Source organism: Herminiimonas sp. KBW02 (assembly GCF_003852535.1).
In the GTDB taxonomy this organism is placed as follows: domain Bacteria; phylum Pseudomonadota; class Gammaproteobacteria; order Burkholderiales; family Burkholderiaceae_D; genus Oxalicibacterium.
Genome location: NZ_QAJP01000002.1, coordinates 188,021 through 209,442, shown reverse-complemented (window position 1 = coordinate 209,442; position 21,422 = coordinate 188,021). Strand labels below are relative to the sequence as shown.

Sequence of the window (21,422 nt, the reverse complement as noted above, 5' to 3'; positions counted from 1 at the left end):
GCCCGATGCCGTCAGATTTCGGCGGCGGCTTGCGGCATCGTTTTTACTTCCTTTAATTCTTGTCCCTTAACCTTTAGCAGCGAGTGCCTTGGCTTGATCAGGATTACGGCATTCATTTGCCAGCTGTTGGCCTTTGCGGGAATCGAGCAACATCGCTTTCGATGGGATGTTGATCCAGACCAGACCGGCTTTACGGTTTTCAAAACGGTTGGCACCGGTGCTGGTACCGATGCGGCCCAGGCGATGCACTTTGTTTTGCCAGCGGATTGCCATGTACTTGTCGTCACCGGCGTTGTTGTAAGTCGTGATTTTGTTGCCCAGTTCACAGTTGTAATGGGTCACGGTCGAGCCTTCGATGTTGGCTTCGCCCAGATCTTCCTGGTCGTCCTCACCGGCTGCAGCGGCGGCTGCAGGTGTGGCCGCAGCCGCTGCTTTGGCTGGTGCTTTCTTGACTGTTTTGGCGACAGGTTTTTTTGCCGCTTCCTTGTTGCTGGCAGCCGATTGCGCAAACGCCGGAGCGATTGCAGAAGACATGCCGATCAGAAGGAATGCGCAGAGCAATTTTTTCATTCGATAATCTCCAAAAATTTTTAACTCGCCCGCATCAGTTTTGATATGGGCAAACGGGTATTCATAAAATGGTATGTGCGACTGCCGGCAGCGTTAAGCCGCTGGCCTGGGCGCGCTGCAAGATGGTCCAGTAATAGCGATAGCTGGCGCGATCATGCAACTTGCCGTTATGTTGTATCGGGCCCCATTGGATGGCATGGGCTTGCGCCAGAATTTCTGCCGCTTCATTGACTTCGGACAGACGTGGCGCAAATGATTTCAGTATCGGTTTGATCTGGTTCGGATGGATACTCCACATCCGTGTATAACCAAATTCCGCCGCAGCACGATGTGCATCGCTGGCGACGACTGAGGTGTCATTGATTTCAGTCGTGACGTTATGCGAAGGCACCTTGCCGTGGGCGTGGCAGGCGGCTGCGATTTCCAGCTTGGCGCGCACTAGCAAAGGATGCGTGAATTGTCCCGGGGAACGCATGGCATTGCCGGGGATCGCGCCGTAATGATCAGAAACAAAATCCATCACACCGAACGACAGGCATTCGACCTGGGGCAGGGCCGCGATGGCAAATGCGTCCTTCAACGCGCCATGTGTTTCTATTAATACGTGTACCGGCAATTGTTCGCGGCCTTGCTGGTGGGCGTGACGATTGATGAGTGCGATGGCGCTCTCGACATCGGCGACGCTTTCCACTTTGGGAACGACCAGGTAAGCCAGCTTTTGCGCGGCGTGTTGCAGGATGATTTCTATATCCTGTTCAAAGAATTCGCTGCTGACATCGTGCACGCGGGCACCAATGCGGGCAAACAGATTTTCTTCGCCGGCGACGAGTGTGCCGAGCAGGTGCGCATGGGCGGTTTCATTGCCACGCGCGGCACCATCTTCACAGTCAAACGTAATATCAAAAACCGGGCCGAGCTCTTGCTGCAGCGCCAGTGATTTACGCATCAATTTCTCGGAACCGGCATAGTGATCGCATGCCGGTATGGAAACCGGTGGGCATTTGCCTTGAAATAGGACTTCTGAAGGATGCATGTGTGGTGCGTAATTGTAGAGCTTGGTGGACTTGCTACGAAGGAGATGGGCAGGCGAGCCTGCCCATCAATGCGCGCATTAGCCTAGGAGATGCTTCACGCCTTCACGTTCTTCGAGCAATTCTTTCAGGGTCAGGTTGATGCGTTCTTGTGAGAATGCATCGATTTCCAGACCCTGGACGATTTTGTATTCGCCGTTTTCTACGGTGACAGGGAAGCCGAAAATGGTGTCTTTCGGAATGCCGTACGAACCATCCGAAGGAATGCCCATGGTGACCCATTTACCGTTGGTGCCGAGTACCCAGTCACGTACGTGATCGATCGCTGCGTTGGCTGCCGAAGCCGCCGACGATACGCCGCGTGCATCAATGATGGCTGCACCGCGTTTGCCGACTGTAGGCAGGAAGACGTCTTTGTTCCAGACTTCGTCGTTGATCGCTTCTTTAACCGATTTGCCATCGGCTGTGGCGAAACGATAGTCAGGGTACATGGTAGGGGAGTGATTGCCCCAGACTGTCAGTTTTTCGATAGAGGTAACTGGTTTGCTGATCTTCGCTGCGATTTGCGACAGGGCACGGTTGTGATCCAGGCGCAGCATGGCGGTGAAGTTTTTAGCTGGCAGGTTAGGTGCCGATTTCATTGCGATGTACGCATTGGTGTTGGCTGGATTGCCAACGACCAGTACTTTGACGTTGCGCGAAGCAACTGCATCCAGCGCCTTGCCTTGTACCGTGAAAATCTGTGCATTGGCTTCCAGCAGGTCTTTACGCTCCATGCCCGGGCCGCGTGGACGTGCACCAACCAGCAACGCAACATCAGCGTCTTTGAATGCAGTCATAGGGTCGCTGTGTGCGGTGACACCTGCCAACAGTGGAAACGCGCAATCGTCGATTTCCATGATCACGCCTTTCAGCGCTTTTTGTGCTTTTTCATCAGCGATTTCCAGCAATTGCAAAATAACTGGCTGGTCTTTACCCAGCAAATCGCCGTTAGCGATGCGGAACAGAAGGGAATAGCCGATCTGGCCGGCAGCGCCGGTAACGGCGACACGCATTGGGGCTTTAGCCATGTTGAATCTCCAAGGTAGTGATGAGTGAGGTCAGGTATTGGGAATTTATTCCGCGTGGCGCAATGATACAGTTGAATACCCGATAAGTCAGCGGGGTCAAAGCGCTTATGATCAACATAAGCTCAACTTAAACTCAATATTTACCTTAAGTTTCTGTTGGCAAAAATTGCGCCTAGCTGTATTGCCCACGAGTTTAGGCGCGGCAAGTTTGGCTGTCAATATATATCTTATGTCTTATATAAGACATGTTATTTTCAAGTTTTGCTGGACGACAGGGCTGCTTTATGGTGAAATCCGTCCTATGAGTTCAGCGCCAACTACCTTGCCTAACAATAATCCAGCCGCTACTGTCGGTGGTGCGACACCTTCGCCCACCTTTAGTCCGCTGTATCAGCAAATCAAGGCTCTTATTACCCGCAGTCTGCAATCCGGTGAATGGCGTCCCGGCGAATTGATCCCGAGTGAAGTTGAGCTGGCGAACCGCTTCAAGGTGAGCCAGGGCACGGTGCGCAAGGCCATCGATGAGCTTTCCGCCGAAAATCTCGTGGTTCGGCGTCAAGGGAAGGGTACTTTTGTTGCGACGCATCATGAGGCGCGTGCGCAATTCCGTTTTCTGCGTCTGAAGCCGGACGTCGGCGAGCCGCTTTATCCTGATAACACCATTATTGATGCCAAGCGCCTGCGTGCGCCGGCTGATATTGCACGTCAGCTGGATATTAAAACCGGCGATTCCGTGGTCTTCCTCAAGCGCATGCAGTCATTCGATGGCGCGCCGACTATCCTGGAAGAATTGTGGTTGCCCGGCACGATTTTTAAGGGTTTGTCGGTAGAGCGTGTGCTGCAGTACAAAGGTCCGATGTACGCGCTGCTGGAGACTGAGTTCGGTACCCAGATGATACGTGCGGTCGAGAATATCAAGGCAGTGGTGGCGGATCAGGTGACGGCGGATTTATTGCAGTTGCCACTCAATACGCCGCTGTTGAGCGTGACCCGCGTATCCTTTACATATGGCGATAAACCGGTCGAAGTAAGGCGTTCTTACTACGTGACAAATAATCATCATTATCGTAACGAGTTGAACTAAAGTTGCAGCAAATTCAAGAAACCAGCAAGCCCGTATTATTAAATAAGCAAGCCAGTTGATGAAGAAAAGCGATGAAAAATAATTTGTATTGCTGTGGCGCACCAATATCGGTGAAAATTAGTGGTTTATCTCGTTTTGGAAAGTCCTGCCATGTCTGATTCACTCAAAACCGGCAAGAGAGAGTTCCGTAATATCAACGTTACTGATCTGCTCCGATATCGCTTTCCGCTCGCGGCGATTCAGTCGATATTGCACCGTGGTAGTGGTGCCATCATCTTTTTGCTGTTGCCGTTCATTCTCTTCCTGCTGGACAAGAGCCTGCTGTCCGAAATCTCTTTTGAGCATTTCAAGGGCATAGCATCGCACTGGTTCGTCAAACTGATTATCCTCGGGCTGGTCTGGGCCTATCTGCATCATTTCTGCGCAGGCATCCGCCATTTGCTGATGGATGTGCATGTCGGCGTGGATAAAGTCACCGGCAAGAAATCAGCCCTGATCGTATTTGCCGTCAGCCTGCCTTTGACCGCACTGGTCGCCCTCAAACTGTTTGGAGCATTCTGATGCCTATCGATAATATCGGACGGCACCGCCTGGTTGTCGGTGCGCACTATGGCGTAAGGGACTGGCTGGCGCAGCGCATCACGGCCATCGTGATGGTGTTGTACACACTGGTGCTGCTGGTCACCTTCCTGACCGCATCGGATTTTAGCTATGAAGGCTGGGCGGGCTTGTTCGCGCAGCAGTGGGTCAAGATGTTTACGTTTGTCACCTTCCTGGCTTTGTTCTATCACGCCTGGGTAGGCATGCGGAACATCTGGATGGATTACATCAAACCGGTTTCTATACGCCTCGCATTGCAGGTTGCCACGATTTTGTGGCTCGTCGCTTGCGCCGGATGGACGGCACAAATTCTCTGGAGAGCGTAACGTGGCAGCAATCAAAACCAGCATTCCGTCACGTCATTTTGACGCCATCATCGTTGGTGCGGGCGGTTCCGGCATGCGCGCATCGTTGCAACTTGCAGAAGCAGGTCTGAACGTTGCGGTCTTGTCCAAGGTATTCCCGACCCGCTCGCATACGGTAGCCGCTCAAGGCGGTATCGGCGCCTCGCTCGGCAATATGGCGGAAGACAATTGGTACTGGCATATGTTCGATACCGTCAAAGGTTCGGATTATCTGGGCGACCAGGATGCGATCGAATTCATGTGTCGTGAAGCGCCGAAAGTCGTCTACGAGCTGGAACATTTCGGCATGCCGTTCGACCGCAATTCAGACGGCACGATTTACCAGCGTCCGTTTGGCGGCCACACCGCAAATTTCGGCGAGAAGCCGGTGCAACGTGCATGTGCTGCGGCGGATCGTACAGGTCACGCCTTGCTGCACACGCTGTACCAGCGCAATGTGCGCGCCCGTACCCACTTCTTTGTTGAGTGGATGGCGATCGACCTGATGCGTGACGCTGACGGTGATGTGATCGGCGTCGTTGCGCTGGAAATGGAAACCGGCGATGTGATGATGCTGGAAGCCAAAACAACTTTGTTTGCGACCGGTGGTGCAGGGCGCATCTGGGCAGCTTCGACCAATGCCTTCATCAATACCGGCGACGGCATGGGCATGGCAGCACGCGCCGGCCTGCCGCTGGAAGATATGGAATTCTGGCAGTTCCACCCGACCGGCGTCGCTGGTGCCGGTGTATTGATTACCGAAGGCGTGCGCGGTGAAGGCGGTATTCTGGTGAATAGCCAGGGCGAGCGCTTCATGGAACGTTACGCACCTACGCTGAAGGATCTGGCGCCACGTGACTTCGTGTCGCGCTCTATGGATCAGGAAATCAAGGAAGGCCGTGGCTGTGGCCCGCTGAAGGATCACGTGATGCTGGACTTGCGCCACATCGGCGCCGAAACCATTCAGAAACGCCTGCCATCCATTCTGGAAATCGCGCACAAGTTTGCGAACGTTGACGCGACGCGTGAGCCGATTCCTGTGGTGCCTACCATCCATTATCAAATGGGCGGTATTCCAACCAATATTCATGGCCAGGTCGTGGTGCCGAAAGACGGCAACCCTAACCACGTGGTCAATGGCCTGTATGCGATCGGTGAGTGTGCTTGCGTCTCGGTGCACGGCGCGAACCGCCTGGGTACCAACTCCTTGCTCGACCTGGTGGTATTCGGTCGCGCTGCGGGTAACCACATCGTGCAGAGCAATTTGAAGAGCCGTTCGCACAAGCCGTTGCCGGCTGATGCTGCTGACCAGGCGCTGTCGCGTTTGTCGCGCCTGGAGAACAACACCGGCGGCGAGCGTGTACAAGACGTGGCGAACGATATCCGCTCGACCATGCAGCAATATTGCGGCGTGTTCCGTACCGACGAATTGCTGCAAACCGGCTATAAGAAAATCATGGAACTGGATGAGCGTCGCAAGCACGTCTCGTTCAAGGATAAGTCACGTGTCTTCAATACCGCGCGTATCGAAGCACTGGAGCTGGACAACCTGATTGAAACTGCCAAGGCGACCATCACCTCGGCAGCGGCGCGCAAGGAATCACGTGGTGCGCACGCGCATCGTGATTTTGAGAAGCGTGATGATGAAAACTGGATGAAGCACTCGCTGTTTTATTCCGAAGGCAATCGACTGGACTACAAGCCGGTGGTGACCAAGCCGCTGACGGTAGACACCTTCAAGCCTAAACCACGTACTTTCTAAAAGGTCAGAACATGGCACGGACTCTCAGATTACAGATTTACCGCTATGATCCTGACAAGGATGCAAAACCGTACATGCAGGATGTGACGGTAGAATTGCATGATCATGACAAGATGCTGCTGGATGCCTTGCAGCGCATCAAGGCGACCGTCGATGATTCGCTGGCCTTGCGTCGCTCCTGCCGTGAAGGCGTGTGCGGCTCGGACGCGATGAATATCAATGGCAAGAACGGCCTGGCTTGCACTACCAATTTGAATGAGCTGACCGAACCTATCGTATTGCGTCCTTTACCTGGTTTGCCGGTGATCCGCGACCTGATTGTGGACATGACGCAATTCTTTAAACAGTACGATTCGATCAAACCGTTCCTGATTAACGATACAATCCCGCCTGAGAAAGAACGTTTGCAGACTCCTGCTGAACGCGAAGAGCTCGATGGCCTGTATGAGTGTATCCTGTGCGCCTGTTGCTCGACGTCGTGCCCGTCATTCTGGTGGAATCCTGATAAATTCGTCGGTCCGGCCGGCTTGTTGCAGGCCTACCGCTTCATAGCGGATAGCCGCGATGAGGCCACTGGTGCACGCCTGGATAATCTGGAAGATCCATACAGATTGTTCAGATGTCATACAATTATGAATTGCGTGGATGTTTGTCCCAAGGGTTTGAACCCGACCCGCGCAATCGGCAAAATCAAGGAACTGATGGTGCGCAGGGCTGTATAGTGCGCAATTCGACGAAACGCAGCGCGTTAGTCGCTGTGTTTCTTACGCCAGCAGTTGACGTGGAAGTAGTATTGAACAGGTTAAATGTGTATCCATGTCGATAACCCATCAAGCTGATCCGGTAAAACGAGCGCGCCTCAGGTGGCGCGGTCGACGCGGTCTGCTGGAAAATGATTTGTTGCTGACGCGCTTCCTCGATCAACACGAAGAAACGCTGACGGATGAAGAAGTCGAGGCTTTTTCGATATTGCTGGAATTGCCCGACAATGAATTGCTGAATTTGCTATTGGCACGCAATGAACCGGAAGGTGAGGCCGATGTGCCCCATGTCCATGCGTTGCTGACTAGATTGCGCGCGATTTAAAGCGTGCTGTATGACCGGTTTTTTAATTTTGCGATTTATTCTTAAATCGACTCACCTCGTTACTAGAAGGAAGAGCCATGCCCCACTCCCAATCTGACACCAAAGCCACACTGTCGTTTTCTGACGGTTCGCCATCAGTGGAGTTGCCGATTTACAAGGGTTCCATAGGCCCTGACGTAATCGACATCCGTAAACTCTACGGTGCCAGCGGTAAATTCACCTACGATCCAGGCTTTATGTCTACCGCAGCGTGTGATTCGACCATTACTTACATCGATGGCGACAAAGGCGAACTGCTGTATCGCGGTTACCCGATTGAGCAGTTGGCGGTGAAGTGCGACTTCCTTGAAACCTGCTACCTGTTGCTCAAAGGCGAATTGCCGAATGCAGAGCAAAAGAAAACCTTCGTCGGCACCGTGACCAAACACACGATGTTGCACGAACAAATGCAATTCTTCTTCCGCGGCTTCCGTCGTGACGCGCATCCGATGTCGGTACTGGTTGGTACGGTCGGCGCGCTGGCTTCGTTCTACCATGACTCGCTGGATATCTCTGACGCGCACCACCGTGAAGTATCGGCGATCCGCCTGATCGCGAAGATGCCTACGCTGGTCGCGATGTCGTACAAATACTCGGTAGGCCAGCCTTTCGTCTATCCACGCAATGATTTGTCGTACAGCGCGAATTTCATGCACATGATGTTCTCGACGCCTAGCGAAGAATACAAAATCAGCGACGTACTGGTACGCGCGCTGGATCGTATCCTGATCCTGCACGCCGATCACGAGCAAAATGCTTCGACTTCGACCGTGCGTCTGTCGGGTTCCAGCGGCGCCAATCCGTTTGCCTGTATCGCTGCCGGTATCGCATGTCTTTGGGGTCCTGCTCACGGCGGTGCGAACGAAGCTGCATTGAACATGCTGAAAGAAATTGGTACGGTCGACAAGATTCCTGAATTCATCGCCAAGGTGAAAGACAAGAATTCCGGCGTCAAACTGATGGGCTTTGGTCACCGTGTTTACAAAAACTTCGATCCACGCGCCAAACTGATGCGCGAAACCTGTCACGAAGTGCTGGAAGAATTGGGCCTGCACGACGACCCATTGTTCAAACTGGCAATGGCTCTGGAAAAAGTGGCGCTGGAAGACGAATACTTCGTATCGCGCAAGCTGTATCCGAACGTCGATTTCTACTCGGGCATCGTGCAATCCGCACTGGGTATTCCGGTCTCGCTGTTCACCGGTATCTTCGCGATGGCGCGTACCGTCGGCTGGGTTGCTCAGTGGAACGAAATGATCTCGGATCCGGAACAAAAAATCGGCCGTCCACGCCAATTGTTTATCGGTGAAAAACAACGCGACGTGCCAGACTTGGCAAAGCGTCCATAATCATCGAAAAAGGCAAAAAGTGAGTCAGGAGATTCACTTTTTGCCAAATTGTTTTATGTTATTCTGATGTCACATAATTGAGTTAAGTTACAGCTATAGATTAAAGAGTCCTTCCCCACAACTTGATGTGCAATCCGCTAATCGGTCAGGCCGTGTCGCGGAAGGTTAAATTAACCCGCTAATCTCGCGAAACGCGAAGAAAGGTGAGCAAGATGATGCAACAGTCCCAGTCCAATTCTTATTTATTTGGAGGGAACGCACCGTACGTTGAAGAACTGTACGAGGCTTACCTCGACAATCCAGGCTCCGTACCAGATAACTGGCGCGCGTATTTCGACGCCATGCAGCATGTGCCTGCGGTCGATGGTTCAGCCAAACCTGACGTCGCACATGCGTCCGTCATCGCTTCTTTCGCGGAGCGTGCCAAACATGGCCCGATCCGCACAGTTACCGCTTCCGAAGATGTTGAAATGGGACGCAAACGCGTCGCCGTTACACAGCTGATTGCCGCTTATCGCGTGCTCGGTAATAACTGGGCCAATCTGGATCCGCTGCAGCGCCAGGAACGTCCGCCTATCCCGCAACTGGAGCCTAGCTTCTATGGCTTTACCGACGCGGATATGGACATCGTGTTCAATATCAGCAATACCCATTTCGGTAGCGAAACATCGTCGTTGCGCGATTTGCTCAATGCCTTGCGCGACACCTATTGCCGTTCCATCGGTCCTGAGTTCATGTACATCAGTGACCCGGTGCAAAAGCTGTGGCTGCAGGAACGTTTTGAAACGGTACGTTCGACCCCGACTTTTTCCAGCGAAAAGAAAAAACACATCCTTGAGCGCCTGACCGCAGCTGAAGGCCTGGAACGTTATCTGCACACCAAATACGTTGGTCAGAAACGCTTCTCGCTGGAAGGCAGCGAAAGCTTTATCGCAGCACTGGATGAAGTCATCCAGCGCGGTGGCGAAAAAGGCGTACAGGAAATCGTGATCGGCATGGCGCATCGTGGCCGTCTGAACGTCCTGGTCAACACCCTCGGCAAAATGCCGCAGGAATTATTCGCTGAATTCGAAGGTCGCCATGGCGATGACTTGCCATCCGGCGACGTCAAATATCATCAGGGCTTCTCTTCCGATATCAGCACACCGGGCGGTCCTATCCACCTGTCGCTGGCATTTAATCCGTCACATCTGGAAATCGTTAATCCGGTGGTTGAGGGTTCGGTGCGCGCACGTATCGAACGTCGCGGCCAAAATGATCCGTCGCAACAAGTACTGCCTATTCTGATCCACGGCGATGCCGCATTTGCCGGGCAGGGCGTCATCATGGAAACGCTGAATCTGGCGCAGACCCGTGGCTACGGTACTGGCGGTACCGTGCACATCATCATTAACAACCAGATTGGCTTCACCACTTCGGACCCGCGCGATTCGCGTTCCACGCTGTATTGCACAGACGTGTCCAAAATGATTGAAGCACCGGTGATCCACGTCAACGGCGACGATCCGGAAGCAGTCGTATTTGCTGCGCAACTGGCGCTCGACTACCGCCTCGAATTCCGCAAGGACATCGTGGTTGATATCGTCTGCTACCGCAAACTGGGTCACAACGAACAGGATACGCCGGCATTGACGCAACCTTTGATGTACAAAAAGATTGCTGCTCATCCAGGCACACGCAAGCTGTACGCCGACAAATTGCTGACTCAGGGCACTATCGGTGCCGACGAAGGCGATGCGATGGTCAAGGAATACCGTGATGCGATGGATGCAGGTAAACACACCATCGATCCTGTCATTTCCAACTTCAAGAGCAAGTACGCAGTTGACTGGATGCCTTTCCTCAACCGCAAATGGACCGATGCTGCCGATACCGCAGTACCGATGGCGGAACTCAAGCGTCTGGCTGAACGTATTACGACCCTGCCGGAAAACTTCAAGGTCCATCCACTGGTTGAAAAAGTACTCAACGACCGCGCAGCGATGGGTCGTGGCGAACTGAATCTCGACTGGGGTATGGGTGAACATCTGGCTTACGCATCGCTGGTCAGCTCCGGTTATGCGGTGCGCCTGACTGGTCAGGATTCTGGTCGCGGCACCTTCGTGCATCGTCACGCAGTGTTGCATGATCAAAACCGTGAACGCTGGGATGCGGGTACTTATGTACCACTGCAAAACATCTCCGATCAGCAAGCCTGGTTCCGTGTCATCGACTCCGTATTGTCGGAAGAAGCGGTACTGGCCTACGAATACGGTTACTCGACTGCAGAGCCGAATACCCTGGTGATCTGGGAAGCGCAATTCGGTGACTTCGTCAACGGCGCACAAGTCGTGATCGACCAATTCATCAGCTCCGGCGAAGTGAAATGGGGCCGCGCTTCCGGCCTGGTCATGATGCTGCCGCACGGTTACGAAGGGCAGGGACCGGAGCACTCGTCCGCACGCCCTGAACGCTTCCTGCAACTGTGCGCAGACAACAATATGCAAGTGGTGCAGCCGACAACCGCAGCGCAGATCTTCCATCTCTTGCGTCGTCAGATGATCCGCTTGTTCCGCAAGCCGTTGGTCATCCTCACGCCGAAATCGTTGTTGCGCAACAAGGATGCCGGATCACCGCTGACTGAACTGGTAAAAGGTTCGTTCCAGACCGTGATCGGTGAAGTGGATGACAAGATCGATGCGAAAAAAGTGAAACGCGTGATTGCCTGCTCCGGCCGTGTGTACTACGACCTGGTCGCAGCGCGTAAAGAACGTGGTCAGAGCGATGTCGCGATTATTCGTATCGAACAACTGTATCCGTTCCCGCACAAGGCATTCGCGGCCGAACTCAAGAAATTCCCGAATTTCACAGAGTTGGTGTGGACGCAGGATGAACCGCAGAACCAGGGCGCATGGTTCCAGATTCAACACAATATTCTGGAAAACATGGCAGACGGACAGAAGCTGGCATATGCCGGTCGTCCAGCCAGCGCATCGCCTGCGGTTGGTTACTACGACAAACACTATGCACAGCAAAAAGCATTGATAGATGCGGCTTTTGCCAAATTAAAAGGTTTCGTACAAACGAAATAAAGACCCTGCGGCATCCCAAATACTGGGGTGCCGTACGAACAACCCGAAACGGAGAGTTAAATGGCAATTCTTGAGGTGAAAGTTCCGCAATTGTCGGAATCAGTTGCAGAGGCTACCCTGCTGCAATGGCATAAAAAGGTGGGTGACACTGTCGCCCGTGACGAAAACCTGATCGACGTCGAGACCGATAAAGTCGTGCTGGAACTGCCAGCGCCGGAAGCGGGCGTGATCACGCAAATCGTGCGTGCTGATAACAGTACCGTGGTAGCGGGTGAAGTCATTGCGCTGATCGATACCGATTTGTCGGCAGTGGCGATTCCTGCTGCAGTCGCGCCACTGGCAGCGACCACACCAGCCAGCGCACCGGCACCGGCGGCGAGTGCGCCTGCTGCCGTGTCCAGCAGCGCGGCCGGTATTGCGATGCCGGCAGCTGCCAAGATGCTGGCAGAAAACAATCTGTCCGCTGGTGACGTCGCAGGCAGCGGCAAGGATGGTCGTGTCACCAAGGGTGATGTGATCAATCAGCTCGCCAAGCCAGCAGCCGCACCTGCCGCGCCGGCCGTTGCGGCCAAACCGGCTCTGCAACAAGTCGCTGCACCTGCCGCAACATCGGCAGCACTGGCGAATCGTCCGGAAGAACGCGTGCCTATGAGCCGCCTGCGTGCACGTATCGCTGAGCGCCTGCTGCAATCGCAATCGAGCAATGCCATCTTGACGACTTTCAATGAAGTCAATATGCAGCCAGTGATCGATCTGCGTACCAAGTACAAAGACAAGTTCGAAAAAGAACATGGCGTCAAACTCGGCTTCATGTCTTTCTTCGTCAAGGCTGCAGTAGCGGCATTGAAAAAATATCCGATCATCAATGCGTCGGTCGATGGCAATGACATCGTCTATCACGGCTATTTCGATATCGGTATCGCGGTCGGTTCGCCACGCGGTCTGGTAGTGCCTATCCTGCGCGATGCAGATCAAATGTCGATCGCTGAGATTGAAAAGAAAATCGGAGAATTTGGTAACAAGGCGAAGGACGGCAAGCTGACGCTGGACGACCTGACCGGCGGTACTTTCTCGATTTCGAACGGCGGTATCTTCGGCTCCATGCTGTCGACTCCTATCATCAACCCACCGCAATCTGCGATCCTCGGCATCCACGCAACGAAAGAACGTGCAGTGGTCGAGAACGGCCAGATCGTGATACGCCCGATGAACTATCTGGCGATGTCTTACGACCATCGCATCATCGATGGCCGTGAAGCGGTGCTGGGCCTGGTAGCGATGAAGGAAGCATTGGAAGATCCTGCGCGCCTGCTGCTGGACCTCTGATATTTGACCAAATGAAAAGACACAAGGGCCCAATTACATGGATGCCTTTGTGTCTTTTTCTTTAACGGGGTAAAGATATGTCGAAGAATTTTGATGTGGTAGTGATCGGCGCCGGTCCTGGCGGTTATGTGGCTGCGATACGTGCAGCGCAGCTGGGTTTCACAGTCGCCTGTATCGATGAATGGAAAAACGAAAAGGGCGGCCCGGCACCCGGCGGCACCTGTACCAATGTAGGTTGCATCCCATCGAAGGCGATGCTGCAATCGTCGGAAAATTACGATCACGCCGGTCACGCGTTTGCTGATCACGGGATCGAAGTCAAAGGTTTGTCGCTGAACGTCAAGAAGATGGTGGCGCGCAAGGATAGCGTTGTTAAGCAAAACAATGACGGTATCCTGTACCTGTTCAAGAAAAACAAAGTCACCTTTTTCCACGGTCGTGGTTCTTTCGTGCAAGCCGTTGATGGCGCTCATGAAATCAAGATCGCCGGTGCGACTGAAGAAAATATTTTCGCCAAGCACGTCGTGATCGCAACCGGTTCCAATCCGCGTGCGTTGCCGGGTGCTGCATTCGATGAAAAACTGATCTTGTCGAATACCGGTGCGCTGGCGATCACCGATGTGCCTAAGCGTTTGGGTGTGATCGGCGCAGGCGTCATCGGACTTGAAATGGGTAGCGTCTGGCGTCGCCTGGGTTCCGAAGTAACGGTGCTGGAAGCATTGCCGGCCTTCCTCGGCGCAGTCGATGATGCGGTGGCAAAAGAAGCGTTCAAGCAATTCACCAAGCAAGGCCTGGCGATCAGTCTTGGTGTGCAGATCGGCGCCATTACTGCGGGCAAAAATGACGTCACCGTCAACTACGTGGACGACAAAGGCGCAGCGCAGAAAGCGGTGTTTGACAAACTGATCGTATCGATCGGACGTGTACCTAATACCATCGGTTTGAATGCCGAAGCTGTCGGCCTGAAGCTGGATGAGCGCGGTTTTATCGCGGTCGATGCAGATTGCAAAACCAGTTTGCCGAATGTATGGGCGGTTGGTGACGTGGTGCGCGGACCTATGCTGGCGCACAAATCGGAAGAAGAGGGCGTGGCAGTCGCTGAGCGTATCGCGGGTCAGCACGGTCATGTCAATTTCAACACGATTCCGTGGGTGATTTATACTTCACCTGAGATTGCGTGGGTAGGCAAGACCGAACAACAGCTAAAAGCAGAGAAAATCGCTTATAAAGCCGGCTCCTTCCCTTTCCTCGCCAATGGTCGTGCCCGTGCCCTCGGTGATACCACCGGCTTCGTGAAATTCCTGGCGGATGCCAAGACAGATGAAATCCTCGGTGTACACATCATTGGTGCGATGGCTTCGGAATTGATTTCAGAAGCTGTGGTCGCAATGGAGTTCCGTGCCTCTTCTGAAGATATCGCGCGGATCTGTCATGCACATCCATCGTTGTCGGAAGCTGTCAAAGAGGCAGCGCTGGCGGTCGATGGCCGGGCCCTGAACTTTTAGGAGTAATTTTTAATGCGATATGCCGCCTTGCTTTTGCCTTTACTACTGACCGCTTGTGCAACCAGCGGTAATGGAGATGGTCGCGTGTCCGTTGCGACGGCATCCAACGGGCAGGAGTTTGGCGGTGCCAATTGTTCGGTGACGACCAATTCCGGCAGCTGGAGTGTGTTGACACCCGCCACCGTGCAATTGGGCGGTGCCAACGGCGAGTTGCGGATTATCTGCAATAAGGCGGGCTATCGCACGACGGAATTGCGTTTGCCTCCGTACGCACCAGCTTCATCTGGCTCGCGGGTAGGCCTGGGTCTGGGTGGCGGCAGCGGCGCAGTGGGTATGGGGCTGGGCTTTAGTTTGCCTATCAGCTCAGGTGGCGGTGGCTATTATCCTCCTCGCGTCGTGGTCAATATGGCGCCGCAGTAAAAAGTATTCTGCAGGTCGCATGGTGCAGACACATATGGGCGAGCAATGACTCGCCCATTTTTTTCTGAAAGTACATATCCGCTTGATAGCGAAACTATAAACTGGATCTTAGCCGCATGAATGTACGTGAATTTTATGAGCATGCATTATCGCAACGCGGATTCGTTGCCGATGAATCGCAGCTCAATGCCGTCAATCGTTTGCAGCAAGCCTATGATGAATGGGTAGAGTACAAAGCACAGCGCGCCAATGCATTTCTGCGCTTCTTGCGGCCGCCTGAAATTCCGCGTGGCATTTACATGTGGGGCGGGGTAGGCCGTGGTAAATCATTCCTGATGGATAGTTTTTATTCGGTGGTGCCGCTGGTGCGCAAGACGCGCGTGCACTTCCATGAATTCATGCGCAGCGTACATCGCGAGCTGGATGAGTTGAAGATGGTGGTCAATCCGCTGGATGAAGTGGCGAAGCGTATTGCGAAGAAATATCGCCTGATTTGCTTTGATGAATTCCATGTCATCGATATTGCCGATGCAATGATTCTCTACAATTTGTTCAAGGCATTGTTTGAGAATGGCGTGTCTTTCATCATTACCTCTAACTTCCATCCAGACACCTTGTACCCGGATGGTTTGCACAGGGATCGCATGTTGCCAACCATCGCCTTGTTGAAAGAGAAGCTGGATATCGTGAATGTCGATAGTGGCAACGATTATCGCAAGCGCGCACTGGAGCAGGTGGATGCTTACTACTGGCCGCTGAATGAAAAGGCCAGCGAAGCGATGCGGGTGGCGTTTGCACGCATTGCTGAAACCACGGATGAAAATCCAAACCTGAAAATTGAAGGGCGTGATGTGCGCGCATTGCGTCGGGCTGGTGGCGTCATTTGGTTCGACTTTGCCACCTTGTGTGGCGGCCCGCGCTCGCAAAACGATTATCTGGAGCTGGCCAGCCGCTTTCATACCGTGTTTTTATCGGATGTGCCGGTGATGTCGGCCGGTATGGCTTCCGCAGTCCGACGCTTCATCTGGCTGATAGACGTCTTGTATGATCACAAGATTAAACTGGTCATCTCGGCCGAGGTGGCGATGGATGAGTTGTATACTGACGGTGCGCAGATTGCTGAATTTCAACGTACAGTGTCGCGTTTGATCGAGATGCAATCGAGCGAATACATGGAAGCAGAGCGTCGACTCCAGGCTAACGCGATTTTATGAGTCACTGCTGCAGAGCAGTACTTGCCTTAATTTGAATTAACGATAGATGAAATATATATTTTCTACTTGCCTTAGCGCGGCCTTCTTGTTGGTCGGCAATGTTGCGTTGGCGCAGCCAGCTTCAGTCGAGGCTGACACATCAGCTCGGGCGTATTTACCCAAGGAGCTGGTGGAGCGTTATCCGGCCGATACGATCAAATCGAACGAAGTGGCCGAACGTGCAGTGGCAGAAGTGACGAAGACGCGGGCGGATATCGAGAAGCGCTTTGCTGACGAACAAAAGGCTTGCTACAAAGTGTTCTTTACCACTTCCTGCCTCGACAAGATCAAGGAACAACGACGCCTGGATATGGTTGCGATCAAGCCGATAGAAATCGAAGCCAACTCGTATATCCGCCATGCCAAAGTTGACGAGCGTGATCGCCGCCTGGCAGAGAAGAACGCGCAGAGCGCAGATAAAGCTGCTGCGAACACGGACAAGCCTGCAGACGAACGTACGCCGAAGGATGGTCCTGGCGCCACAGAAGAAGCGCAGCGCAAGGCACGTGCTGAGGCCTATGCAAAACGCAATGCAGAGTTTGCCGAGAAACAGCGCTTGCTGAAAGAGAACGAAGCGGCAGATGCACAAAAGCGTGCAGAGAACGTGCAACGCTACGAGGAAAAAGTGCGTGCAGCCGAAGAAAAGCAAAAAGAGATTGCCAGAAAGAAAGCGGAAAAGGCGAATGTGCCGGCGGCCAAGCCTTGATGCATGCAAGCAATCGTCAACTGAAAACAGCAGCTTGTTCAACCGTCAAGCCGGGTCAGATGGCATGGGTGAACTGATATATAAGGTCAGTTTGCTGTTGAATTTGGCAACTTAACCGTACGAGTTGTGCGCTTATTCGATAAAGTGCTGGACTTATCTCTAAACAATATTGAGAGATTATTAAAATTTAACTTTTTTTATTTTAATCCCGGTATAATCAGCCATCGTTGAGATTCGAGTTAGTGGTGCAGTTAGTCTGTCATTCCTGTCTTGGTTGAAACGATCCAACGGGCAACTGCCCAACTTAACTGAAATTAGGAATTGTAATGGCAACTGGTATCGTAAAATGGTTCAATGACTCGAAAGGCTTCGGCTTTATTACCCCTGACGAAGGCGGCGAAGATTTGTTCGCGCACTTCTCGGCTATTCAGTCGAGCGGCTTCAAATCGCTGCAAGAGAACCAACGCGTTTCTTTTGAAGTGACAGCTGGTCCTAAAGGCAAGCAAGCTTCGAACATTCAGCCTATCTAAGAGCTGGATCAAACGAAATAGAAAAATCCTCAGCATGCTGAGGATTTTTTTTCGCCTGTCACTTTCAGAAGCGCTGCAGGAACGGGGTGTTCAGTTTTGAGTCAGCGCCTGTCGCAGATTGCGTTCATCCTGCCACTCGCGGTACTCGGCGCTGCTTTGTGTATATGCCTTGAGTTCGGCTGCGCTTTTTCCTTCGTGTGAAGTGAGCAGGCGATGCGCGATGCGATGATCCGGCATGGTGGTGCCGTAAAACATCACATCGTCGCCGCGCTGGATGAGCAGGGTAGGGAAGTTCTCGACATCGAAGTCGCCGATCAGGTCTGCCCGGTCTTCTATATCTATCCAGACAAATAGTTTGTCGGGATGCTGCGCCGCCAGCTCGTCAAAGCCGGGTCGGTAATTGGTGCAGACGTCGCACCAGGCCGCGCACAAACAGGCCACGACCCAAACGTCGTCTTGCATGCGTTGCGTGAGCTGCTGCTGATTATGTGGTTCTAGAGTGATACTTGCCATGGCGGTATTCTACCGTTTTCTATCGCATCGGGAGCGCCTGCACGCGCAGGAAATGCGCCGCAACGACAAATGCATCGCTTCCCAGCACCGATGGCGATACGCACGGTAAAATAGCCCCATGTCTACGATACTCGCTATAGAAACATCTTCTGAACTGGCTTCCGCGGCGCTATTACACAACGGTGTGCATAGCAGCCGCCAGGCGGCAGGTATCAGCACGCATTCGCAAAGCATCCTGCCCATGGTGCAGGCTTTGTTGCAGGATGCCGGTATTGCCTTGCGCGATTGCGATGCGATTGCTTTCGGCGCCGGGCCTGGTTCGTTTACCGGTGTACGTACTGCTTGCGGTATTGCACAAGGCCTGGCCTACGGCGCGGATAAACTTTTATTGCCTACCGTAACCTTGCTGGCACTGGCACAGGCTTGCCGTGAACAGACCGGCGCGACCGATGTGCTGGCCGTACTCGACGCACGCATGGGCGAAGTATATTGGGCGCAGTATCGCTACGCCGATGGCTGGCAGACTGTGATTGCACCGAGTTTGTCATCTGCGCGTGAGGTTCAGCCGCAAGGCGAGGTGAGCGCATGCGGGAATGGCTTGCAAGCGTATGCGGCGGATTTTGCTGCACAGCCGTTTTTTGCAAATGCATTGAAAGATATGCTGCCGCAGGCGGAACAGATTGCGACGCTGGGCGCGCTCGCTTATGCGCAGGGTCTGGCGGTGGTAGCGAGTGCCGCCGAGCCCCTGTACTTGCGTAACAAGGTGGCATTGACAACGATGGAACGTCTGGAAAAGGCTGCAAGGGAGGCCGCATGAGTTCCGTGCCCAGTCCTATCCCGCAGTTCAAGGCGCCGCCACCGCCAGCGAACAAGTTTTATTTTTATCGGATGCAGCCGACCGATATCAGCGACGTACTGGCTATCGAAAATGATGTTTATCCTTTCCCCTGGACGCGTGGAAATTTCCTCGACTCCATTAATAGCGGTTACGAAACCTGGATACTGCGCGACGCTTCCGGCGCCCTGAGCGGTTATTTCCTGCTGATGCCCTCAGTTGATGATGCGCACTTGCTGAACATCACCGTGCATCGTGATTTGCAGGGGCAGGGTATCGGTATCCTGTTGCTGAATAAAGCCAAAGCAATTGCGCAGGAAAGAAAACTGGAAGCGATTTTGCTGGAAGTGCGTCCGTCCAACACGCGTGCAGAAAAAATTTATCGCCATTATGGTTTTAGTCGCATAGGCGTGCGCAAAGGCTACTATCCGGCACCGAATAATCAGCGTGAAGATGCGCTAGTCATGAAGCTTGCGCTATGAGTAATCAGGATCGTCGTATCGCATTCCTGCAGGAGATGGGGCTGGGACCTGTGTGGTCGCAACGCACAGCCGTGCTGCAGACCCTGGAGCCTGAGGCTGCTGCCCCGGAGGAAGTAACTGAATTTATTGAGGACAGCGTGGCAGTTGCTACGCCGTTGCGAGTTGCTGAGCAGAGCGCATCGGCCTGGGGCGACGATGATGTTGCCATTACTCCGGCAGCTGTTCCTGCAGCGCCTACTGCGCTGGTGCAGCCGGCTACCAATATTGGCAGCATGAACTGGGACCAGTTGAAGGCGGTAGTCAGCAGTTGCACCGAATGTGGTTTATGCAAGGGGCGTACGCAAACTGTTTTCGGCGTTGGCGATCAAAAAGCCAAATGGTTATTCGTCGGTGAAGGCCCGGGGCGCAATGAGGATTTCCAGGGCGAGCCTTTCGTCGGGCCGGCTGGCAAGCTGCTCGACAATATGTTCGTGGCGATGGGGCTGAAGCGCGGCGAGAATACCTATATCGCGAATATCGTCAAATGCCGTCCTACCGATGAAAACAAACGTGACCGTGCACCGGTTGCGGCGGAGAGTGACGCCTGCCTGCCCTACCTGCAACGGCAGATAGAGTTAATCAATCCGACCGTGATTGTGGCATTGGGCAAGACCGCCGCGCTATCTCTGCTGAAGCTGGATCCGGCCACGCCTGTCGCCAGATTACGCGGTACCGTACATCGCTACGCGGATATCCCGGTCGTCGTTACCTATCACCCGGCGTATTTGCTACGCACGCTGAAAGACAAGAGCAAAGCCTGGGCGGATTTATGCCTGGCGATGCAAACTTATGCCGACAAGGCTAACGGTTAACCAGGCCGCGAATTTGGCTGCCAATTTGACAGATACATTCCAAACTCAATTCGAGCAGCGTTGGGGGCATCTCAACGATATCCATGTCCGTTCCCTGGCATGGCTGCTCGATGCTCCCGATCTGCTTGATCCGCAGGCGCCGCAATGGCAGGGAAAAATTGCCACTCTGCAGGGGGCTCTGCCGCACGATATCAATGACTGGCTGCAAGCGCTGGACAGGGATCCGGATGCCTTGCATCGTTACCTCAATGTACAAGTGTTTACCCGCCTCGGACGCTATGCGGAAAAGCTGCTGGCTTATTATTTCGAGGCACGCGGCTTACTTGCCGCGCATGGCGTGCAGGTAAGAGCGGGCAAGAACAGCACGATAGGCGAGTTCGATTTCCTGCTGCGTGATGGTGAGGGTTTGTTGCACTGGGAGTTTGCCACCAAGTTTTATTTGCTGGAATCCAGCGGTGCCGGTGAAGACGCTGATTACTTTGTCGGGCCTAACCTGGCAGATACGCTGGGTGCAAAAATGCACAAAATACTTGAGCGTCAACTGATGTTGTCGCAGCATCCGGCGGCGCAGGTGCATTTGTCAGCACCCGTGAAGCAGGCACAGGCGCTGGTCAAGGGTTGGTTGTTTTATCACCAGGACGATAGGGCAAATGCGGCGATATGCGGTATTTCCGTCGATCATTGTCGTGGCTTTTGGTGTGCATTGGCCGAGACCGAGCAGATGACGGCCGAACGTTATGCCGTGGTGCCGCGTTTGCACTGGCTGGCACCGGCCAAGCTGGATTTATCAAAGACCATGGACAAGCAGGCATTACAAGAAATGCTGGCGGCGCATTTCGTGGATGACACGATGCCGGTATTGGTAGTCTTGCTGGATGTGAGGGGAGATGTGGCGCTGGAAAGCAGTCGGGGCTTTATCGTGCCGGATGACTGGCGCACCCGGGCTGGTCAGCGAGTGAAGCTGGTTCACCCGCTGCCGCAGTAACTGCGTGTTT

22 protein-coding genes are annotated in these 21,422 nt (G+C 53.6%); 18 read left to right on the top strand and 4 right to left on the bottom strand.

What is annotated here, in order from left to right:
- Positions 1-66: 66 nt before the first annotated feature.
- The 3 genes from DBR37_RS01475 to DBR37_RS01465 all read right to left on the bottom strand — a co-directional run bounded on the left by DBR37_RS01475 (position 67) and on the right by DBR37_RS01465 (position 2,671).
- Complete coding sequence (locus tag DBR37_RS01475; protein WP_124572523.1) at positions 67-570, bottom strand: hypothetical protein; 504 nt, start codon at positions 568-570, stop codon at positions 67-69.
- 61 nt (positions 571-631) lie between these two features.
- Entirely contained in the window at positions 632-1,603 is a 972-nt protein-coding gene (locus DBR37_RS01470; RefSeq protein WP_124572522.1) for a CoA ester lyase, read from the bottom strand.
- A gap of 78 nt (positions 1,604-1,681) precedes the next feature.
- Positions 1,682-2,671, bottom strand: a complete 990-nt coding sequence (locus DBR37_RS01465; protein ID WP_012079360.1) for a malate dehydrogenase — start codon at positions 2,669-2,671, stop codon at positions 1,682-1,684.
- Between the two features lie 301 nt (positions 2,672-2,972).
- Here DBR37_RS01465 and DBR37_RS01460 point away from each other — a divergent pair, with 301 nt between their 5' ends.
- The 14 genes from DBR37_RS01460 to DBR37_RS01395 all read left to right on the top strand — a co-directional run bounded on the left by DBR37_RS01460 (position 2,973) and on the right by DBR37_RS01395 (position 17,746).
- Positions 2,973-3,755 (top strand): GntR family transcriptional regulator, encoded by a 783-nt coding sequence (locus DBR37_RS01460; protein ID WP_233588242.1) that lies wholly within the window; start codon positions 2,973-2,975, stop codon positions 3,753-3,755.
- 150 nt (positions 3,756-3,905) lie between these two features.
- Positions 3,906-4,316 carry a succinate dehydrogenase, cytochrome b556 subunit gene (sdhC, locus tag DBR37_RS01455; protein WP_124572520.1) on the top strand — a complete coding sequence of 137 codons (411 nt, stop codon included), beginning with the start codon at positions 3,906-3,908 and terminating at the stop codon, positions 4,314-4,316.
- The gene (sdhD, locus tag DBR37_RS01450) at positions 4,316-4,681 is read left to right on the top strand and encodes a succinate dehydrogenase, hydrophobic membrane anchor protein (RefSeq protein WP_124572519.1); all 366 of its coding nucleotides are present in this window, start codon (positions 4,316-4,318) and stop codon (positions 4,679-4,681) included. Before sdhC ends, sdhD begins: the two co-directional genes overlap by 1 nt.
- 1 nt (position 4,682) lies before the next feature.
- A complete protein-coding gene (sdhA, locus tag DBR37_RS01445; RefSeq protein WP_124572518.1) occupies positions 4,683-6,461 on the top strand; it encodes a succinate dehydrogenase flavoprotein subunit in 1,779 nt (592 codons plus the stop codon).
- A gap of 11 nt (positions 6,462-6,472) precedes the next feature.
- The gene (locus tag DBR37_RS01440) at positions 6,473-7,183 is read left to right on the top strand and encodes a succinate dehydrogenase iron-sulfur subunit (protein ID WP_124572517.1); all 711 of its coding nucleotides are present in this window, start codon (positions 6,473-6,475) and stop codon (positions 7,181-7,183) included.
- 94 nt (positions 7,184-7,277) lie between these two features.
- Positions 7,278-7,547, top strand: a complete 270-nt coding sequence (locus DBR37_RS01435; protein ID WP_124572516.1) for a succinate dehydrogenase assembly factor 2 — start codon at positions 7,278-7,280, stop codon at positions 7,545-7,547.
- 77 nt (positions 7,548-7,624) lie between these two features.
- The gene (gltA, locus tag DBR37_RS01430; RefSeq protein WP_124572515.1) at positions 7,625-8,935 is read left to right on the top strand and encodes a citrate synthase; all 1,311 of its coding nucleotides are present in this window, start codon (positions 7,625-7,627) and stop codon (positions 8,933-8,935) included.
- Positions 8,936-9,147: 212 nt separating this feature from the next.
- Positions 9,148-12,006, top strand: coding sequence for a 2-oxoglutarate dehydrogenase E1 component (locus tag DBR37_RS01425; protein ID WP_124572514.1), 2,859 nt, complete (start codon positions 9,148-9,150; stop codon positions 12,004-12,006).
- Positions 12,007-12,066: 60 nt separating this feature from the next.
- On the top strand, positions 12,067-13,332 hold the full coding sequence (gene odhB, locus DBR37_RS01420) for a 2-oxoglutarate dehydrogenase complex dihydrolipoyllysine-residue succinyltransferase (RefSeq protein ID WP_124572513.1): 1,266 nt from the start codon (positions 12,067-12,069) through the stop codon (positions 13,330-13,332).
- 77 nt (positions 13,333-13,409) lie between these two features.
- Positions 13,410-14,837: a dihydrolipoyl dehydrogenase gene (gene lpdA, locus DBR37_RS01415; protein ID WP_124572512.1), complete on the top strand. Its 1,428-nt coding sequence runs from the start codon at positions 13,410-13,412 to the stop codon at positions 14,835-14,837.
- Positions 14,838-14,849: 12 nt separating this feature from the next.
- Entirely contained in the window at positions 14,850-15,257 is a 408-nt protein-coding gene (locus tag DBR37_RS01410) for a hypothetical protein (RefSeq protein ID WP_124572511.1), read from the top strand.
- Between the two features lie 116 nt (positions 15,258-15,373).
- Entirely contained in the window at positions 15,374-16,471 is a 1,098-nt protein-coding gene (gene zapE, locus DBR37_RS01405; RefSeq protein WP_124572510.1) for a cell division protein ZapE, read from the top strand.
- A 46-nt stretch (positions 16,472-16,517) separates the two neighbouring features.
- Positions 16,518-17,216, top strand: coding sequence for a hypothetical protein (locus tag DBR37_RS01400; RefSeq protein WP_124572509.1), 699 nt, complete (start codon positions 16,518-16,520; stop codon positions 17,214-17,216).
- A gap of 326 nt (positions 17,217-17,542) precedes the next feature.
- On the top strand, positions 17,543-17,746 hold the full coding sequence (locus DBR37_RS01395; protein ID WP_009665193.1) for a cold-shock protein: 204 nt from the start codon (positions 17,543-17,545) through the stop codon (positions 17,744-17,746).
- A gap of 90 nt (positions 17,747-17,836) precedes the next feature.
- On the opposite strand, the gene DBR37_RS01390 is transcribed toward DBR37_RS01395, so the two are convergent.
- Positions 17,837-18,259: a thioredoxin family protein gene (locus DBR37_RS01390; RefSeq protein WP_124572508.1), complete on the bottom strand. Its 423-nt coding sequence runs from the start codon at positions 18,257-18,259 to the stop codon at positions 17,837-17,839.
- A 118-nt stretch (positions 18,260-18,377) separates the two neighbouring features.
- Here DBR37_RS01390 and tsaB point away from each other — a divergent pair, with 118 nt between their 5' ends.
- Genes tsaB through DBR37_RS01370 form a run of 4 tightly spaced genes read left to right on the top strand, consistent with a single transcriptional unit; the run spans position 18,378 to position 21,412 of the window.
- Positions 18,378-19,076, top strand: a complete 699-nt coding sequence (gene tsaB / locus DBR37_RS01385) for a tRNA (adenosine(37)-N6)-threonylcarbamoyltransferase complex dimerization subunit type 1 TsaB (protein WP_124572507.1) — start codon at positions 18,378-18,380, stop codon at positions 19,074-19,076.
- Positions 19,073-19,576, top strand: coding sequence for a ribosomal protein S18-alanine N-acetyltransferase (gene rimI, locus DBR37_RS01380; protein ID WP_124572506.1), 504 nt, complete (start codon positions 19,073-19,075; stop codon positions 19,574-19,576). The genes tsaB and rimI overlap by 4 nt, the downstream gene beginning before the upstream one ends.
- Positions 19,573-20,427, top strand: coding sequence for a uracil-DNA glycosylase family protein (locus DBR37_RS01375; RefSeq protein ID WP_124572505.1), 855 nt, complete (start codon positions 19,573-19,575; stop codon positions 20,425-20,427). Before rimI ends, DBR37_RS01375 begins: the two co-directional genes overlap by 4 nt.
- The gene (locus DBR37_RS01370) at positions 20,405-21,412 is read left to right on the top strand and encodes a DUF1853 family protein (protein WP_124572504.1); all 1,008 of its coding nucleotides are present in this window, start codon (positions 20,405-20,407) and stop codon (positions 21,410-21,412) included. The genes DBR37_RS01375 and DBR37_RS01370 overlap by 23 nt, the downstream gene beginning before the upstream one ends.
- Positions 21,413-21,422 lie beyond the last annotated feature (10 nt).

Coding starts and splice junctions, on each gene's coding strand:
- DBR37_RS01390 (WP_124572508.1), bottom strand. CDS start 18,259: ATGGCAAGTATCACTCTAGAACCACATAATCAGCAGCAGCTCACGCAA.
- lpdA (WP_124572512.1), top strand. CDS start 13,410: ATGTCGAAGAATTTTGATGTGGTAGTGATCGGCGCCGGTCCTGGCGGT.
- DBR37_RS01395 (WP_009665193.1), top strand. CDS start 17,543: ATGGCAACTGGTATCGTAAAATGGTTCAATGACTCGAAAGGCTTCGGC.
- DBR37_RS01465 (WP_012079360.1), bottom strand. CDS start 2,671: ATGGCTAAAGCCCCAATGCGTGTCGCCGTTACCGGCGCTGCCGGCCAG.
- DBR37_RS01370 (WP_124572504.1), top strand. CDS start 20,405: ATGCCGACAAGGCTAACGGTTAACCAGGCCGCGAATTTGGCTGCCAAT.
- zapE (WP_124572510.1), top strand. CDS start 15,374: ATGAATGTACGTGAATTTTATGAGCATGCATTATCGCAACGCGGATTC.
- gltA (WP_124572515.1), top strand. CDS start 7,625: ATGCCCCACTCCCAATCTGACACCAAAGCCACACTGTCGTTTTCTGAC.
- DBR37_RS01375 (WP_124572505.1), top strand. CDS start 19,573: ATGAGTAATCAGGATCGTCGTATCGCATTCCTGCAGGAGATGGGGCTG.
- sdhC (WP_124572520.1), top strand. CDS start 3,906: ATGTCTGATTCACTCAAAACCGGCAAGAGAGAGTTCCGTAATATCAAC.
- DBR37_RS01410 (WP_124572511.1), top strand. CDS start 14,850: ATGCGATATGCCGCCTTGCTTTTGCCTTTACTACTGACCGCTTGTGCA.
- DBR37_RS01475 (WP_124572523.1), bottom strand. CDS start 570: ATGAAAAAATTGCTCTGCGCATTCCTTCTGATCGGCATGTCTTCTGCA.
- DBR37_RS01435 (WP_124572516.1), top strand. CDS start 7,278: ATGTCGATAACCCATCAAGCTGATCCGGTAAAACGAGCGCGCCTCAGG.
- tsaB (WP_124572507.1), top strand. CDS start 18,378: ATGTCTACGATACTCGCTATAGAAACATCTTCTGAACTGGCTTCCGCG.
- odhB (WP_124572513.1), top strand. CDS start 12,067: ATGGCAATTCTTGAGGTGAAAGTTCCGCAATTGTCGGAATCAGTTGCA.
- rimI (WP_124572506.1), top strand. CDS start 19,073: ATGAGTTCCGTGCCCAGTCCTATCCCGCAGTTCAAGGCGCCGCCACCG.
- DBR37_RS01425 (WP_124572514.1), top strand. CDS start 9,148: ATGATGCAACAGTCCCAGTCCAATTCTTATTTATTTGGAGGGAACGCA.
- sdhD (WP_124572519.1), top strand. CDS start 4,316: ATGCCTATCGATAATATCGGACGGCACCGCCTGGTTGTCGGTGCGCAC.
- DBR37_RS01470 (WP_124572522.1), bottom strand. CDS start 1,603: ATGCATCCTTCAGAAGTCCTATTTCAAGGCAAATGCCCACCGGTTTCC.
- DBR37_RS01460 (WP_233588242.1), top strand. CDS start 2,973: ATGAGTTCAGCGCCAACTACCTTGCCTAACAATAATCCAGCCGCTACT.
- DBR37_RS01440 (WP_124572517.1), top strand. CDS start 6,473: ATGGCACGGACTCTCAGATTACAGATTTACCGCTATGATCCTGACAAG.
- DBR37_RS01400 (WP_124572509.1), top strand. CDS start 16,518: ATGAAATATATATTTTCTACTTGCCTTAGCGCGGCCTTCTTGTTGGTC.